This is a genomic window from Streptomyces sp. NPDC041135 (assembly GCF_055592085.1).
The window spans coordinates 314,372-330,741 of sequence record NZ_JBVIYZ010000001.1 but is presented as its reverse complement, the minus strand read 5'-3'; the positions used below and the strand labels follow the sequence as shown (position 1 = coordinate 330,741).

The 16,370-nt window shown below is 70.2% G+C and carries 13 protein-coding genes; 1 reads left to right on the top strand and 12 read right to left on the bottom strand.

Annotated features, from left to right (window positions below):
- Positions 1 to 6 precede the first annotated feature (6 nt).
- From rodA to ACZ6CZ_RS01460, 9 genes are all read right to left on the bottom strand, one after another.
- Positions 7 to 1,206 carry a rod shape-determining protein RodA gene (rodA, locus tag ACZ6CZ_RS01500; RefSeq protein WP_469013021.1) on the bottom strand — a complete coding sequence of 400 codons (1,200 nt, stop codon included), beginning with the start codon at positions 1,204 to 1,206 and terminating at the stop codon, positions 7 to 9.
- On the bottom strand, positions 1,203 to 3,464 hold the full coding sequence (gene mrdA / locus ACZ6CZ_RS01495; protein WP_469013019.1) for a penicillin-binding protein 2: 2,262 nt from the start codon (positions 3,462 to 3,464) through the stop codon (positions 1,203 to 1,205). Before mrdA ends, rodA begins: the two co-directional genes overlap by 4 nt.
- Before the next feature lie 139 nt (positions 3,465 to 3,603).
- Positions 3,604 to 4,284: a rod shape-determining protein MreD gene (gene mreD, locus ACZ6CZ_RS01490; RefSeq protein ID WP_469013016.1), complete on the bottom strand. Its 681-nt coding sequence runs from the start codon at positions 4,282 to 4,284 to the stop codon at positions 3,604 to 3,606.
- Positions 4,285 to 4,298: 14 nt separating this feature from the next.
- Positions 4,299 to 5,240 carry a rod shape-determining protein MreC gene (gene mreC / locus ACZ6CZ_RS01485; protein ID WP_469013011.1) on the bottom strand — a complete coding sequence of 314 codons (942 nt, stop codon included), beginning with the start codon at positions 5,238 to 5,240 and terminating at the stop codon, positions 4,299 to 4,301.
- A 178-nt stretch (positions 5,241 to 5,418) separates the two neighbouring features.
- On the bottom strand, positions 5,419 to 6,438 hold the full coding sequence (locus ACZ6CZ_RS01480) for a rod shape-determining protein (RefSeq protein WP_266514304.1): 1,020 nt from the start codon (positions 6,436 to 6,438) through the stop codon (positions 5,419 to 5,421).
- 314 nt (positions 6,439 to 6,752) lie between these two features.
- On the bottom strand, positions 6,753 to 7,166 hold the full coding sequence (gene ndk, locus ACZ6CZ_RS01475; RefSeq protein ID WP_469013004.1) for a nucleoside-diphosphate kinase: 414 nt from the start codon (positions 7,164 to 7,166) through the stop codon (positions 6,753 to 6,755).
- Between the two features lie 74 nt (positions 7,167 to 7,240).
- Positions 7,241 to 7,627, bottom strand: a complete 387-nt coding sequence (locus ACZ6CZ_RS01470) for a DUF4233 domain-containing protein (protein ID WP_469012999.1) — start codon at positions 7,625 to 7,627, stop codon at positions 7,241 to 7,243.
- A gap of 8 nt (positions 7,628 to 7,635) precedes the next feature.
- Positions 7,636 to 9,150: a bifunctional tetrahydrofolate synthase/dihydrofolate synthase gene (gene folC / locus ACZ6CZ_RS01465; protein WP_469012995.1), complete on the bottom strand. Its 1,515-nt coding sequence runs from the start codon at positions 9,148 to 9,150 to the stop codon at positions 7,636 to 7,638.
- A 476-nt stretch (positions 9,151 to 9,626) separates the two neighbouring features.
- The gene (locus tag ACZ6CZ_RS01460; RefSeq protein WP_469012991.1) at positions 9,627 to 12,251 is read right to left on the bottom strand and encodes a valine--tRNA ligase; all 2,625 of its coding nucleotides are present in this window, start codon (positions 12,249 to 12,251) and stop codon (positions 9,627 to 9,629) included.
- 137 nt (positions 12,252 to 12,388) lie between these two features.
- On the opposite strand from ACZ6CZ_RS01460, the gene ACZ6CZ_RS01455 reads away from it, so the two are divergent.
- Positions 12,389 to 13,324 carry a hypothetical protein gene (locus ACZ6CZ_RS01455; protein ID WP_469012988.1) on the top strand — a complete coding sequence of 312 codons (936 nt, stop codon included), beginning with the start codon at positions 12,389 to 12,391 and terminating at the stop codon, positions 13,322 to 13,324.
- Between the two features lie 83 nt (positions 13,325 to 13,407).
- Here ACZ6CZ_RS01455 and clpX read toward each other — a convergent pair whose 3' ends face one another.
- The 3 genes from clpX to ACZ6CZ_RS01440 form a co-directional block, all read right to left on the bottom strand.
- Positions 13,408 to 14,694: an ATP-dependent Clp protease ATP-binding subunit ClpX gene (clpX, locus tag ACZ6CZ_RS01450; protein ID WP_469012986.1), complete on the bottom strand. Its 1,287-nt coding sequence runs from the start codon at positions 14,692 to 14,694 to the stop codon at positions 13,408 to 13,410.
- Positions 14,695 to 14,862: 168 nt separating this feature from the next.
- Positions 14,863 to 15,528 (bottom strand): ATP-dependent Clp protease proteolytic subunit, encoded by a 666-nt coding sequence (locus ACZ6CZ_RS01445; RefSeq protein WP_469012983.1) that lies wholly within the window; start codon positions 15,526 to 15,528, stop codon positions 14,863 to 14,865.
- 70 nt (positions 15,529 to 15,598) lie between these two features.
- Positions 15,599 to 16,204: an ATP-dependent Clp protease proteolytic subunit gene (locus ACZ6CZ_RS01440; protein WP_469014353.1), complete on the bottom strand. Its 606-nt coding sequence runs from the start codon at positions 16,202 to 16,204 to the stop codon at positions 15,599 to 15,601.
- Between the last annotated feature and the right edge of the window lie 166 nt (positions 16,205 to 16,370).

Sequence of the window (16,370 nt, the reverse complement as noted above, 5' to 3'; positions counted from 1 at the left end):
TGCCGCCTACGCCGACATGGGCCGCTGCACCTTGATCGACTGGAGCAGGCCGACCGCGATCCAGACCGCGAACATCGAGGAGCCGCCGTAGGACACGAACGGCAGCGGCAGGCCGGTGACGGGCATGATGCCCAGGGTCATGCCGATGTTCTCGAACGCCTGGAAGGCGAACCAGGCGACGATCCCGGCGGCGACGACGGTGCCGTACAGCTCGGTGGAGTCGCGGGCGATGCGGCAGGCGCGCCACAGCACGACGCCGAGCAGCAGGATGATCAGGCCGGCGCCGAGGAAGCCCAGCTCCTCGCCGGCGACGGTGAAGACGAAGTCCGTCTGCTGCTCGGGCACGAACTGGCCGGTGGTCTGCGAGCCGTGGAAGAGACCGGCGCCGCTGAGCCCGCCGGAGCCGATCGCGATCCGGGCCTGGTTGGTGTTGTAGCCGACTCCGGCCGGGTCGAGGTCGGGGTTGGCGAAGGCGGCGAAGCGGTTGATCTGGTAGTCGTCCAGGATGTGCAGCTGCCAGACGGAGATCGCGCCGATCGCGCCGGCGGCGATCAGGCCGAAGACCCAGCGGTTGGAGGCGCCGGAGGCGAGCAGCACGCCCAGGATGATGATGACCATGACCATCACCGACCCGAGGTCGGGCATCAGCAGCACGATCATGATCGGTACGGCGGCCAGCCCGAGGGACTGAAGGACCGTGCGGTGGTCGGGGTACTTCTTGTCGCCGGCGTCGACCCGCGCGGCCAGCATCATCGCCATGCCCAGGATGATCGTGATCTTGACGAACTCCGAGGGCTGGATGGAGAAGCCGCCGCCGAGCACGATCCAGGAGTGGGCGCCGTTGACGGTGGAGCCCAGCGGGGTCAGCACCAGCAGGATGCCGAGGACCGAGAGGCCGTAGAGGATCGGCACGACGTTGCGCAGGGTGCGGTGGCCCAGCCAGACGGTGGCGGTCATCAGGGCGAGCCCGATGCCGGCGTTCATCAGGTGCCGGATCAGGAAGTAGTACGGGTCGCCCTGGTTGATCTCGGTGCGGTTGCGGGTCGCGGAGAAGACCAGCAGGGAGCCGAGCAGGGACAGCGCGAGCGCCGCCAGCAGCATCGGCCAGTCCAGCCGGCGGGCCGGCGCGTCGCGGGCGAAGACCCGGGTCCAGCCGGCCCGCTGGGGGCCGTAGCCGGAGACGGAGAAGGTGTTGGCGCCGGTCATGCGAGCCTCCTGCGGCCGCCTCGTCCGCGTGCGCCCCCGCGGGAGCGCCTGCGGGTGTCGCGGTTGCTCGTCGGCGAGGCGGTGGTCGCGGCGGGCGTCTGCGGGCTGTCGGGGTCGTCGGGGTTCTGCTGGGTGGCCTGGAGGTCCTTCACCGGGTCCTTGGCGACCTTCGGGGAGACGATCGTGCCGTCGGTGCGGACCTTCGGCAGGCTCTTCTGCGGCTGCGGGAGCAGCGCCTTCGCGGTGTCGATGGAGCCGTCGCCCTGGACGCCGTACAGCGCGCTGTAGATGTTGCGCACGGCCTCACCGGAGGCACCGGAACCGGTACCGGCCTGGGCGATCGTCATGATCACCGTGTAGTCCTTCGAGTAGGTGGCCAGCCAGGACGTGGTCTGCTTGCCGTAGACCTCGGCGGTGCCGGTCTTGGCGTGCAGCGCGATCTTGTCCTGCGGCCAGCCGCCGAACTTCCAGGCGGCGGTACCGCGGGTGATGACGCCCGCGAAGGCGTCGTCCATGCCCTGGAGCGTGGCCTGGCTGACCGGGAGCCGGCCGGTCTTCTTCGGCTTGATCTCCTTGACGGTCCTGCCGTCCGCGCTGATGACCGCCTTGCCGACGCTCGGCTGGTACATGGTGCCGCCGTTGGCGACCGCGCCGTAGATCACGGCCTCCTGGATCGGCGTGACGAGGGTGTCGCCCTGGCCGATGGAGTAGTTGATCTCGTCGCCCTCACGCATCTTGTTGCCTTCGAGGCAGTTCTCGTAGGCGATCTTCTCGACGTAACTGCCGTTCTTCTTGCCGCTCTTGCACCAGGCGTCCTTGTTGGCCTCCCAGTACGCCTCCTTCCAGCGGCGGTCGGGGACGCGGCCGGTGACCTCGTTGGGCAGGTCGACGCCGGTCTCCTTGCCGAGGCCGAACTGGTGGGCGGCCTTGAAGAAGTAGTCCTTGGGCCGGCCCTTCTTCGGGTTGATGCCGCCGTCGCGCTTCCACTCCCGGTCGGCGAGACCGTAGAAGACCGTGTCGCAGGAGACCTCCAGGGCGCGGCCGAGGGAGATCGGGCCGAAGTTCTCACCCTCGAAGTTCTTGAAGACCTGGCTGCCCACGGAGTACGAACTGGTGCACGGGTAGCGGCCGTCGAAGGCGTAGCCGGCCTCGACCGCGGCGGCCGTGGAGACCACCTTGAACGTCGAGCCGGGCGCGGCCTGACCCTGTATGGCCCGGTTCAGCAGCGGGTAGTCGGAGTCCTTGCCGGTGAGCGCCTTGTAGTCCTTGGCGGAGATGCCGCCGACCCAGACGTTCGGGTCGTACGTCGGCGCCGACGCCATGGCGACGATCCGGCCGGTCTTCGCCTCCATGACGACGACGGCACCGGAGTCGGCCTTGTAGTTCTCCTGGGTGATCTTGTCGTACTGCTGGCGGGCCTTCTTCATGGCCTGGTCCAGCTCGTACTCGGCGATCCGCTGGACCCGGGAGTCGATGCTGGTGACCAGGTTGGAGCCGGGCTGGGCGGCGTCGGACTCGGCCTTGCCGATGACCCTGCCGAGGTTGTCGACCTCGTAGCGGGTGACGCCGGCCTTGCCGCGCAGCTGCTTGTCGTAGGCGCGCTCCAGGCCGTTGCGGCCGACCTGGTCGGAGCGCAGGTAGGGCGAGTCGGTGTCCTTGGCCTGCTGGATCTCGGCGTCGGTGACCGGCGAGAGGTAGCCGAGGACCTGGGCGGTGTTGGCCTTGCCCGGGGCCGGGTAGCGGCGCACGGCCTCCGGCTCGGCGGAGATGCCTGGGAAGTCCTCGGAGCGCTCGCGGATCTGCAGGGCCTGCTTGGCGGTGGCCTCGTCGGTGATCGGGATCGGCTGGTAGGGCGAACCGTTCCAGCACGGCTGCGGCGTCTTGGCGTCGCACAGCCGGACCTTGCGGATGACCTCCTCGGGGTCCATGCCGAGGACCTTGGCCAGCTTGCTGAGGACCGCCCTGCCGTCGTCCTGCTGCTTGAGCAGGTCGGTGCGGGAGGCGGAGACGACCAGCCGGGTCTCGTTGTCGGCGAGGGCCACGCCGCGCGCGTCCAGGATCGAGCCGCGCACCGCCGGGTCGACGACCTGCTGGACGTGGTTGCCGGAGGCCTCCTTGGCGTAGGCGGCGCCCTCCCGGATCTGGAGGTACCACAGCCGGCCGCCGAGGGTGCCGAGCAGGGAGAGCACGAGGATCTGGATGACGACCAGCCGGATCTGGACCCGCGGGGTCCGTCCGGTCTCCGGGATATTCGTCATGGGCGCGGCCCATTCCTTGGAAGTGTGGTGGGGGGAGACGGCTCGGCGGCGGTCACTGCGGCCGCCGTCGCGTCTCCGGCTGTGTCTGTGTCATATACGACGAAGCTGTGCGGCCGGGTACGGGCCGACCTCCGCGCGGTCACAGCCGCTTGACCCCCTTGATGCGGCCCACCCGGGCGGTGCGGGTGCGGGCCCTGGCCTTCAGGCCGCCGAGGCCGCCGCGCCGGCCGCCGCCCAGGCGCAGACCGGTGCCCGAGGACAGCCAGCCGGAGGAGATGTCGGTGCCCTGGGCCACGGAACCGGACTCGGTGAGCGGGTCGTTGTCGGCGCGGCGGGCCAGGAACATGATGCCGGGGACCACGAACGGGGCGAGCAGCAGGTCGTACAGGGCGGCCGTGAACAGCAGCCCGGTGAGGCCGACATGGCGGGCGGCGGTGTCGCCGACCAGGGCGCCGACGCCGGCGTACAGCAGGGTCGAGCCGACGGCGGCGGCGACCACGACGGCCATCGGGCCGGTGGCGGACTTCAGGCGGCCGTTCTCCGGTCTGATCAGCCCGGCGCAGTAGCCGGTGACGCACAGCACCAGGGCGTAGCGGCCGGCGGCGTGGTCGGCGGGCGGGGCGACGTCGGCGAGGAGTCCGGCGCCGAAGCCGACCAGGGCGCCGCCGACGTGGCCGTAGACCATGGCCAGGCCGAGGACGGTGAGCAGCAGCAGGTCCGGGACGGCGCCGGGCAGGTGCAGCCGGGCCAGGACGCTCACCTGGATCACCAGGGCGACCACGACCAGGGCGCTGGAGAGCAGGATCCGGTTGAGACGCATGGGGGATTCAGCTCCTACTGCTGCTGGCCGGTGGTGTCGGGCGCGCCCGCGGACGGCGTCACCGTCACGGTGACCGTCGGGGTCGGGGTGGGCCGGGGCTTGGCCGGAAGCACCTCGTCGCGCGGGTCCTTCTTCGGGGCCTCGACGACGACGCCCACGATGTCGAGCTTGGTGAAGCTCACGAACGGCGTGACGTAGAGGGTGCGGGTGAGGCCGCCGCCGGAGGGGTCGACGCGGGAGATCCGGCCGACCGGGACGCCGGGCACGAAGGGCCGGTCGGCCTGGGAGCCGAAGGTGACGAGGCGGTCGCCCTTCTTCACCTCGGCCTTGCCGTTGAGGAGTTCGACGCGCAGCGGGCGGTCGCCCTGCCCGGAGGCGAAACCGAGTTCGTCGCTGCCCTCCATGCGGGTGCCGACGGTGAAGTCGGGGTCGTTGGCGAGGAGCACGGTGGCGGTGCCGGGTCCGACGGTGGTGACCCGGCCGACCAGGCCGTCGCCGTTGAGGACGGTCATGTCCCGCTCGATGCCGTCGTCGGCGCCGGCGTCGATGGTGACGGTCCAGGAGAAGCCCTGCGCCGACCCTATGGCGATGACCTCGGCGCCCTTGATGCCGTACTGGCCCTCGCCGGCCACCTTCAGCATCGAGTCCAGCTGCTTGAGGCGGCTGCGGTTGCGGTCGTCGCTGCCGAGGCGCGCCTTGAGGGCCGCGTTCTCCTTCTCCAGCCGGGCGAGCCGGTCGTGGCGGGCGCCGGAGGCGCGGACGGCGGAGACGGCGTCACCGACCGGGTCCACCGCCGACGACATCCCGTTCTCGATCGGGCCGAAGGCGGCGGCCGCGGCGTGCCGGGCCCCGTCGACCGGGGAGTTCTGGCCGCCGCGGATGTCCACCGTGATCAGTGCGAAGGCGATGGCGATCAGCAGCACCAGGAGCAGCCGGCTCTCTTTCGTGTCCCTCACGTGCGGCGGCCGTGCCCTTCCTCGTAGGAATTCGGGTGGCCCCCGGCGAGCGCGGATCCCGCAGCGCACACCCTGGGGGCCGTGGGTGGAAGCTCAAGGTCTCTATATCAACGATCCGCCGTACGAGAGGAGATCATCTCGTACGGCGGAATCGTACGGCGCAATCGAGGGGGTCACGTCACCGGCGCGGCTGGGCGTCCAGAACCTGCTGGAGCGCCTCGAACTCCTCGACGCACTTGCCGGAGCCGAGCGCGACGCTGTCCAGCGGGTCCTCGGCGATGTGGATCGGCATCCCGGTCTCGCGGCGCAGCCGCTCGTCGAGACCGCGCAGCAGCGCGCCGCCGCCGGTCAGCACGATCCCGCGGTCCATGATGTCGCCGGACAGCTCCGGCGGGCACTTGTCCAGGGTCGTCTTGACGGCGTCGACGATCGCGTTGACCGGCTCCTCGATCGCCTTGCGCACCTCGGCGGCGGAGATGACGACGGTCTTGGGCAGCCCGGAGACGAGGTCCCGGCCGCGGATCTCGGTGTGCTCGTCGGCGTCAAGTTCGTAGGCGGAACCGATCGTGATCTTGATCTGCTCGGCGGTCCGCTCGCCCAGGAGGAGGCTGTACTCCTTCTTGATGTGCTGGATGATCGCGTTGTCCAGCTCGTCGCCCGCGACGCGGATGGACTGGGCGGTGACGATGCCGCCGAGCGAGATGACCGCGACCTCCGTGGTGCCGCCGCCGATGTCCACCACCATGTTGCCGGTGGCCTCGTGGACCGGCAGGCCGGAACCGATGGCGGCCGCCATGGGCTCCTCGATGATGTGCACCTGACGGGCGCCGGCCTGGGACGACGCCTCGATGACGGCGCGGCGCTCGACGCCGGTGATGCCCGAGGGCACGCACACCACGACGCGCGGGCGGGCGAGGTAGCGCCGCTTGTGGATCTTGAGGATGAAGTAGCGGAGCATCCGCTCGGTGATCTCGAAGTCGGCGATGACACCGTCCTTCAGCGGCCGCACGGCGACGATGTTGCCCGGGGTCCGCCCGATCATCTTCTTCGCTTCCGCCCCGACCGCGAGGATGCCACCGGTGTTCGTGTTGATCGCGACGACGCTCGGCTCGTTGAGTACGATCCCGCGACCCCTGACGTACACCAGCGTGTTGGCGGTCCCGAGGTCGACAGCCATGTCACGGCCGATGAACGACATTGAGTTCCCCATCAGGATTCGTCTGGCCTTCCCACGAGCTTTTGAGGGCTTTTCAGGTAGGCGAGGTGGGTGCTGTGACGTGAAGGCTTCCATCGTAGACGCGCCTGCACGAACACCGCGCGAGGGTCTCCGCCATTGTCAGCAGATGGCGACCCGCCTCGCTTGTGGAGACGGTCCATCGGGGGCACGCGTTCCCCCGATCGGCCACGCATATGCCGAAGGACGGCCGAAATCCCTCGGCCGTCCCAGGTCAGGCACCCGCAGGGACCTGACAGTCCCTCAGAAAAATCCTCCGTCAGCCCCGCGCGGCCCGCTCAGACCCGGCCCGGGAAGAAGATCTTCACCTCGCGCTCGGCGGACTCCTCGGAGTCGGAGGCGTGGATCAGGTTCTCCCGGACGATGACCCCGAAGTCGCCCCGGATCGAACCCGGTGCGGCGGCGATCGGGTCGGTCGGACCGGCCAGCGCGCGCACGCCCTCGATGACCCGCTCGCCCTCGACGATCAGCGCCACGACCGGGCCGGAGGACATGAACTGCACCAGCGGCTCGTAGAAGGGCTTGCCCTTGTGCTCGCCGTAGTGCTGCTCCAGCGTGTCGTGGTCGAGCGTGCGCAGCTCCAGCGCGGTGATCTGCCAGCCGGCCTTGCGCTCGATACGGCTGATGATCTCGCCGGTCAGGCCTCGACGGACGGCGTCGGGCTTGAGCAGGACGAGGGTGCGCTGGCTCACGGGGGGACTCCTTCTGGCAGTCGTGTGCGGTGGGACGAGATTACAGGGCGTGTCCGTCCCCTTGTCACGCAGCGTCAGCCGCCGGAAGGCCCCGCGGACGCCGGCCCGGAGGACTCCGGTGCGGAGGGGGTGGTCCGGGCGGCGAACCGGGCCTTGGCCTCGTCGACCTTGCGGCCGTAGTGCACCGAGGCCCACCACAGCGCCGCGAACACCACACCCATGAAGTACATCGTCGGGACGAAGACCCCGGAGGCGATCAGCGCCAGCTGGAGCGCCCAGCCCAGGGCCACGCCGCCCGGCCGGGTCACCATGCCGCACAGCAGCACGCACAGCAGCATGGCGACACCGCTGACCAGCCAGACCGTGGACGTCGACAGGTCCGGGTCCTTCATGGCGACCAGCGCCGCGAAACCGATGACGAAGAACTCGCCGATCAAGGTCGACGAACAGAGCGTACGCACGACGCGCCTCAGCCCTTCCCGAGCAGCAGCCGGGCCTCGCCGACCGTGATGACGGAACCGGTGACCAGCACACCGCCGCCGGCGAACTCGCCCTCCTCCTCGGCCAGCGTGATCGCGGCCTCCAGGGCGTCCGGCAGCCGCGGCTCGACCTGGACCCGCTCGTCGCCGAACACCTCGACGGCGAGTGCGGCCAGCTCGTCCGCGTCCATGGCGCGGTGGCTGGAGTTCTGGGTGACGACGACCTCGGCGAAGATCGGCTCGAAGGCCTCCAGCAGCCCCCGCACGTCCTTGTCGCCGCTGGCGCCGACCACCCCGATCAGCCGGCTGAAGTCGAACGCCTCCCGCACCGCCTCGGCGGCCGCCAGCGCGCCGCCGGGGTTGTGCGCCGCGTCCAGCACGACGGTCGGGGAGCGCCGTACGACCTCCAGGCGGCCCGGTGAGGTGACCGCGGCGAAGGCCTTGCGGACGGTCTCGGTGTCCAGGCGGTCCGGGCGCTGCGCGCCGACGCCGAAGAAGGCCTCGACGGCGGCCAGCGCCACGGCGGCGTTGTGCGCCTGGTGGGCGCCGTGCAGCGGGAGGTAGACCTCCTCGTACTCGCCGCCCAGGCCGCGCAGGGTGACCAGCTGGCCGCCGACCGCGACCTGCCGGGCCACGACGCCGAACTCCAGGCCCTCGCGGGCCACCGTGGCGTCCACCTCGACGGCCTTCTTCAGCAGCACCTGCGCCGCGTCCACCGGCTGCTGGGCCAGCACCACGGTGGCGTCCCGCTTGATGATCCCGGCCTTCTCGGTGGCGATCGCGGCGTGCGTGCCGCCGAGCCGGTCGGTGTGGTCCAGGCCGATGGGGGTGACGACCGCGACGGCGCCGTCGATCACGTTGGTGGCGTCCCAGGAGCCGCCCATGCCCACCTCCACGACGGCCACGTCCACCGGGGCGTCCGCGAAGGCCGCGTACGCCATGCCGGTGAGCACCTCGAAGAAGGACAGCCGGTACTCCTGCTGGGCGTCGACCATCTCCACGTACGGCTTGATGTCCTGGTACGTCTCGATGAACCGCTCCGCCGACACCGGCGCCCCGTCCAGGCTGATCCGCTCGGTGATCGACTGCACGTGCGGGCTGGTGTACCGGCCGGTGCGCAGCTCGAAGGCGCCGAGCAGGGCCTCGATCATGCGGGCGGTGGAGGTCTTGCCGTTGGTCCCGGTGATGTGGATCGAGGGGTACGAGCGCTGCGGGTCCCCCAGCACGTCCATCAGGGCGGCGATCCGGCTGACGGAGGGCTCCAGCTTGGTCTCGCCCCAGCGGGTCGCCAGGTCCGCCTCGACCTCGCGCAGGGCCTTGTCCACCTCGGGGTCCGCGGGCCGCGCGGGGACGTCGGCGTCCGGCGGGCCGCCCTGGGTGCGCAGGGTGCGGCTGCCGGCCTCGATCACCGCGAGGTCGGGGTCGCGGTGGGTCTCCTCCGCGATGATCTCTTCGAAGGCGTCGAGGGGGTCGGGGGTGTCACTGGTGCCGGGGTGGTCGCTCACGGGGCCCAGTCTACGGAGTGCCGCCGGCGGTTTGGCGGGGGCGACGGGGGTGGGGGCGGCGTCGGTTCTTGGTGCGCGTGGGTGCGGGCCTTGTGCGCGGTTCCTCGCGCCCCTTCGGGGGGTGGCGTCGCGGCGGTTTTGGGGTGCGGGTGGGTGCGGGCCTTGTGCGCGGTTCCTCGCGCCCCTGGGGGTGGGTGGCGTCGCGTTGGGTCTGGGTGCGGGTGGGGATGCGTGAGTGCGCGGTTCCTCGCGCCCCTTCGGGAGGTGGCGTCGCGGCGGTTTTGGGGTGCGGGTGGGTGCGGGCCTTGTGCGCGGTTCCTCGTGCCCCTGGGGGTGGGTGGCGTCGCGTTGGGTCTGGGTGCGGGTGGGGATGCGTGAGTGCGCGGTTCCTCGCGCCCCTTCGGGGGTGGTCGCTCAGGGGATGGGTAAGGCCCCCGGGCCGTTGGCGGTCCGGGGGCCTTTTGTCAGGGTGGGGGTCAGGACTGGGGGAGGTTGGTCAGCTGGGTCTGGAGGCGGGTGATGTCCTCTTCGGCCTTGGCCAGGCGGGTGCGGATCTTGTCGACGACGTGGTCCGGGGCCTTGCCCAGGAACGCCTCGTTGCCGAGCTTGGCCTCGGCCTGGGCCTTCTCCTTCTCCGCCGCCGCGAGGTCCTTCGCGAGGCGCTTGCGCTCGGCGGCCACGTCGATGGTGCCGGACAGGTCGAGCGCGACCTCCGCACCGGCCACCGGCAGGGTCGCCGTCGCGGTGAAGGAGTCGCCCTCCGGCTGGAGGCGCAGCAGCTGGCGGATGGCGGCCTCGTGCGGGGCGAGCGCGGTGCCGTCCAGGGTGAGCCGGGCCGGGACCCGCTGACCGGGCTGGAGGCCCTGGTCGGCGCGGAAGCGGCGGACCTCGGTGATCACCGACTGGAGGCTGCGGATCTCCCGCTCGGCGGCCGCGTCCCGGAAGCCCGGGTCGGCCGGCCACTCGGCGACGACGACCGACTCGCCGCCGGTCAGCGTCGTCCACAGCGTCTCGGTGACGAAGGGGACGACCGGGTGCAGCAGCCGGAGGGTGACGTCGAGGACCTCGCCGAGGACGCGCTTGCTGACCTCGGCCGCCTCGCCGCCCGCCTGGAAGGTGGTCTTGGACAGCTCGACGTACCAGTCGAAGACCTCGTCCCAGGCGAAGTGGAACAGCGCGTCCGACAGCTTGGCGAACTGGAAGTCGTCGTAGAACGCGTCGACCTCGGCGATGACGGAGTTGAGGCGGGAGAGGATCCAGCGGTCGGTCGCCGACATCGCCGACGGCTCGGGCAGCGGGCCGTCCACCGTCGCGCCGTTCATCAGCGCGAAGCGGGTGGCGTTCCAGATCTTGTTGGCGAAGTTGCGGGAGCCCTGGACCCAGTCCTCGCCGATCGGGACGTCGACACCGGGGTTGGCGCCGCGCGCGAGGGTGAAGCGCAGGGCGTCGGAGCCGTACTTGTCCATCCAGTCCAGCGGGTTGACCGCGTTGCCGAAGGACTTCGACATCTTCTTGCCGAACTGGTCGCGGACCATGCCGTGCAGGGCGATGGTGTGGAACGGCGGGGTGCCGTCCATCGCGTAGAGGCCGAACATCATCATCCGGGCGACCCAGAAGAAGAGGATGTCGTAGCCGGTGACCAGGACGGAGTTCGGGTAGAACTTCGCGAGCGACTCGGTCTGTTCGGGCCAGCCGAGCGTGGAGAACGGCCACAGGCCGGAGGAGAACCAGGTGTCGAGGACGTCGGTGTCCTGGTGCCAGCCCTCGCCGGTGGGCGCCTCGTCGTCGGGGCCGACGCAGACGACCTCGCCGTCCGGGCCGTACCAGACCGGGATGCGGTGGCCCCACCACAACTGCCGCGAGATGCACCAGTCGTGGAGGTTGTCGACCCAGTCGAAGTACCGCTTCTCCATCTCCTGCGGATGGATGGTGACCTTGCCCTCGCGGACCGCGTCGCCGGCCGCCTTGGCCAGCGGGCCGACCTTGACCCACCACTGCATGGACAGGCGCGGCTCGATGGTGGTCTTGCAGCGGGAGCAGTGGCCGACGGAGTGGACGTAGGGCCGCTTCTCGGCGACGATCCGGCCCTCGGCGCGCAGCGCGGCGACGATGGCCGAGCGGGCCTCGAGGCGGTCCAGGCCCTGGAAGGGGCCGTGCGCGGTGATGACGGCGTGCTCGTCCATCACGGCGATGGAGGGCAGGTCGTGGCGCTGGCCGATCTCGAAGTCGTTCGGGTCGTGGGCCGGGGTGACCTTGACCGCGCCGGTGCCGAACTCGGGGTCCACGTGGGCGTCGGCGACGACCGGGATGGAGCGGTCGGTCAGCGGCAGCTTGATGAGCTTGCCGACGAGGTGCTTGTAGCGCTCGTCGTCGGGGTGGACGGCGACGGCGGTGTCGCCGAGCATCGTCTCCGCGCGGGTGGTGGCGACGACGATGCGGTCGTCCCCGTCCCCGTACGCCATGGAGACCAGCTCGCCGTCGTCGTCCTGGTACTCGACCTCGATGTCCGAGATGGCGGTCAGGCACCGCGGGCACCAGTTGATGATGCGCTCGGCGCGGTAGATCAGCTCGTCGTCGTAGAGCCGCTTGAAGATGGTCTGGACGGCCCGGGAGAGGCCCTCGTCCATGGTGAAGCGCTCGCGCGACCAGGCGACGCCGTCGCCGAGGCGGCGCATCTGGCCGCTGATCTGGCCGCCGGACTCGGCCTTCCACTGCCAGACGCGCTCGACGAACGCCTCCCGGCCCAGGTCGTGGCGGGACTTGCCCTCCTTGGCCAGTTCCCGCTCGACGACGTTCTGGGTGGCGATGCCGGCGTGGTCCATGCCGGGCTGCCACAGCGTCTCGTGGCCCTGCATCCGCTTGCGGCGGGTCAGGGCGTCGATGAGGGTGTGCTCGAAGGCGTGGCCGAGGTGCAGGCTGCCCGTGACGTTCGGCGGCGGGATGACGACGGTGAACGGCGGCTTGTCGCTGCTCGCGTCCGCCTCGAAGTAGCCCCGCTCCACCCAGCGCTCGTACAGCGGCCCCTCTACGTCGGCCGGCGCGTACTGGGTCGGCAGTTCGGTGTCGGGCGCTGGTGGCTGCTGCTGAGCGTTCTCGGTCACGGGGCTCAGTTTAGGGGTGTCACGGGGCAGTCCTGAAACGCGTTTGTTCTGTAACGGTGCGCCCCCCGATGCGCTGCGGCCCCGCGGCCTGCGCCAGGATGTCAGGGACACATAAGCGTGTGGAGGGGAACCCAGTAATGAGCAGCAACCAGCCGGGCCCGTACGGCGGGCAGCCCCAGCAGCCCGGTCCGTACGGCCAGCCGGGCCCGTACGGCCAGCAGCCGCAGGCCCCGCAGCCCGGTTACGGCTACCCCCAGCAGGCCCCTCCGCCGCAGCCCGGTTACGGCTACCCGCAGCAGGCGCCGCCCCAGCAGCAGCCGTACGGCTACCCGCAGCAGGGCGTGCCGCCGCAGCAGGGCCCGTACGGCCAGCAGCCCTACGGCGCCCCGCAGCCCCCGGCGCCCGGCGGCGGCAAGAAGAGGACGGGCCTGATCGTCGCGGCGGTGGCCGTGGTGGCGGCCGTGGCGGTGGGCGTGTACTTCGTCGTCGGCAACGGCGGCGGGAGCGGCGGCGGCAGCGTCGCGGACGACGGACCGCACAAGCTGACCACGCCGGCGACCGTGCTCGACGGGGCGTACAAGAAGTCGGACGGCGACACCTCCGGCGGCCTGAGCGACGACGACGTCAAGGACGCCGAGTCGTGGGGCGTGCAGAACCCCAAGGACGTCAGCGCGGGTTACAGCTCGGGGTCCAGCGTCTCGCAGAAGGTCATCGGGTTCGCCGGGGTGTACGGCACCATCGACGACCCGGAGAAGGTCGTCGACGCGATGTTCGCGAGCGCCAAGAAGGACGCGGCGAAGGACTCCTCGTCGTCCGACACCAAGCTGGTCGGCAGCCCGCAGGCGGTGAGCCCGGCCGGTTTCTCCGACGGCGTCATGAAGTGCCAGTACGCCGAGAGCACGGAGTCGGGCAAGACCACGAAGATGCCGATCTGCATCTGGGGTGACCACAGCACGCTGGCCTACGTCGTGTCGTACGACATCGCCGGGCTGATGACCGGCAAGAGCACCACGATCGACGACGCGGCCGAGCTGGCCGCCAAGCTGCGCAACGACGTGCGCGTGAAGGCCTGACCCCCGCGGCGGCGCCGCAGGACGTGCGAAGGGCCCCGGTCGGTCGACCGGGGCCCTTCGCACGTGCGGGTGAGGCGGCGCCGTCACGCCGTCTTCTGCTCCCCCGGGCCGCGGCCGCGGGCGTCGCGGGGGATGAGGGTGGGGTTGACGTTGGAGTGGACGACGTCCGCGGTGATGACGACGCGGGCCACGTCCTTGCGGGAGGGCACCTCGTACATCACCGACATGAGGACCTCCTCCATGATGGCGCGCAGGCCGCGGGCGCCGGTCTGGCGGAGGATGGCCTGGTCGGCGATGGCCTCCAGGGCCTCGCGCTCGAAGTCCAGCTCCACGCCGTCGAGTTCGAAGAGGCGCTCGTACTGCTTGACCAGGGCGTTGCGGGGCTCGACGAGGATCTGCAGCAGGGCCTCGCGGTCCAGGTTGTGCACGCTGGTGATCACCGGGAGGCGGCCGATGAACTCGGGGATCATGCCGAACTTGACCAGGTCCTCCGGCATGACGTCCTCGAAGACGTCCTTGGCCTCCAGCTCGCGCTTGGACAGGATCGTGGCGCCGAAGCCGATGCCCTTGGCGCCGGCCCGGGACTCGATGATCTTCTCCAGGCCGGAGAACGCGCCGCCCACGATGAACAGGACGTTCGTCGTGTCGATCTGGATGAACTCCTGATGCGGGTGCTTGCGGCCGCCCTGCGGCGGGACCGAGGCCGTGGTGCCCTCGAGAATCTTCAGCAGGGCCTGCTGCACACCTTCGCCCGACACGTCACGCGTGATGGAAGGGTTCTCGCTCTTCCGCGCGACCTTGTCGATCTCGTCGATGTAGATGATCCCGGTCTCGGCCTTCTTGACGTCGTAGTCGGCCGCCTGGATCAGCTTCAGCAGGATGTTCTCGACGTCCTCGCCGACGTAGCCCGCCTCGGTCAGCGCCGTGGCGTCCGCGATCGCGAACGGGACGTTCAGCATGCGGGCGAGGGTCTGGGCGAGGAGCGTCTTGCCCGAGCCGGTGGGGCCCAGCAGCAGGATGTTGGACTTCGCCAGCTCGATGGCGTCGTCCCGGCCCTGGGCACCGCCGTTCTCGCCGGCCTGCACCCGCTTGTAGTGGTTGTACACCGCGACCGAGAGCGCCTTCTTGGCCGCCTCCTGCCCGACCACGTACCCCTCGAGGAACTCGTAGATCTCGCGGGGCTTGGGAAGCTCCTCCCAGCGGACCTCGCTGGTCTCCGCCAGCTCTTCCTCGATGATCTCGTTGCAGAGGTCGATGCACTCATCGCAGATGTACACACCGGGCCCTGCGATGAGCTTCTTGACCTGCTTCTGGCTCTTGCCGCAGAACGAGCACTTGAGCAGATCGCCGCCGTCACCGATGCGTGCCACGGTGTGCTTCCCCTTCGCCTGGGAGACGACTGGACACTGAGGTCCAGCGACTCCTGGTGCTGCCTTATGTCCGACGGTACCTTGCCGGGCCCTGTGTTCGGGCCCCCCTTGGCACGGTTCACTTTGACGTGCGCCACGCCAAGGGGGCCTGAGCTTGCCTGGACCGCGTCAGCGGACCGCGTCGTTGTTCATCTTCCGGGTGGAGATGATCTGGTCCACCAGGCCGTACTGGAGCGCCTCGTCGGCGGTGAGGATCTTGTCGCGCTCGATGTCCTCGCGGACCTTCTCGATCGGCTGGTTGGAGTGCTTGGCCAGCATGTCCTCCAGCTGCTCGCGCATCCGGGTGAACTCGTTGGCGATGATCTCCAGGTCGGAGAGCTGCCCGCGGCCGGTGGAGCCGGCCGGCTGGTGGATCAGCACCCGGGAGTTCGGCAGCGCCATGCGCTTGCCCGGCGTACCGGCGGCGAGCAGGATGGCCGCGGCGGAGGCCGCCTGGCCCATGCACACCGTCTGGATGTCCGGCTTCACGAACTGCATGGTGTCGTAGATCGCCGTGAGGGCGGTCATGTCGCCACCGGGGCTGTTGATGTAGATCGAGATGTCCCGGTCGGGGTCCATCGACTCCAGGCACAGCAGCTGCGCCATGACGTCGTTGGCGGAGGCGTCGTCGATCTGGACGCCGAGGAAGATCACCCGCTCCTCGAAGAGCTTCGCGTACGGGTCGTACTCCCGGATGCCCTGGGAAGTGCGCTCGACGAAGCGCGGGATGACGTAGCGGCTGTCGGGCCGGGGGCCTTCGTACTGACCGCTGGCGGCGCCGGGGATGCTGCTCATGTGCGTGTTCACCGTCCTGGTGGCGTTCGGGGGGCTGGAGTGTCGGCGGTGCGGGGCGAGGCCGGGCCGGTCAGGCACCGGTGCCGCCGCCTCCCGGAACACCGGAGGCGTGCGTGATGATCTCGTCGATGAGGCCGTAGTCCTTGGCCTCCTGCGGGGTGAACCAGCGGTCGCGGTCACCGTCGCGGACGATCGTCTCGACGGTCTGACCGGAGTGCAGCGCGGTCAGCTCCGACATCGTCTTCTTGGTGCGCAGCAGGTACTGGGCCTGGATCTTGATGTCCGAGACCGTACCGCCCAGGCCCGCGGAGCCCTGGTGCATCATGATGTCCGTGTGCGGCAGGGCGAACCGCTTGCCCGCGGTGCCGCCGGTGAGCAGGAACTGGCCCATGGAGGCCGCCATGCCCATACCGATCGTGACCACGTCGTTCGGGATGTACTGCATCGTGTCGTAGATCGCCATGCCGGCCGTCACCGAACCGCCGGGGCTGTTGATGTACAGGTAGACGTCCTTGGTCGGGTCAGCGGCGAGGAGCAGCAGCTGCGCGGTGATCTTGTTGGCGATGTCGTCGTCGACCTGCTGGCCGAGGAAGATGATCCGCTCGCCGAGCAGCCGGTTGTAGACCTGGTCGCCGAGGCCACCACCGAAGGAAGGCTCGCCGGCGGCGGAGGGCATCAGATTCGTCACGTATCCACCTGCTCGTCTTACGACGGCGCCGGGCCGTCTCACGTGTTCCTGCGTCAATCCTGCCGGGGGCTTCAGGAGACTCCCGTGCCCCCGTATTCATGGACCCTAACGCGCGGGCCTCGCCGGAGAATCCCGTGGAGAGGGGTGTTCGCCG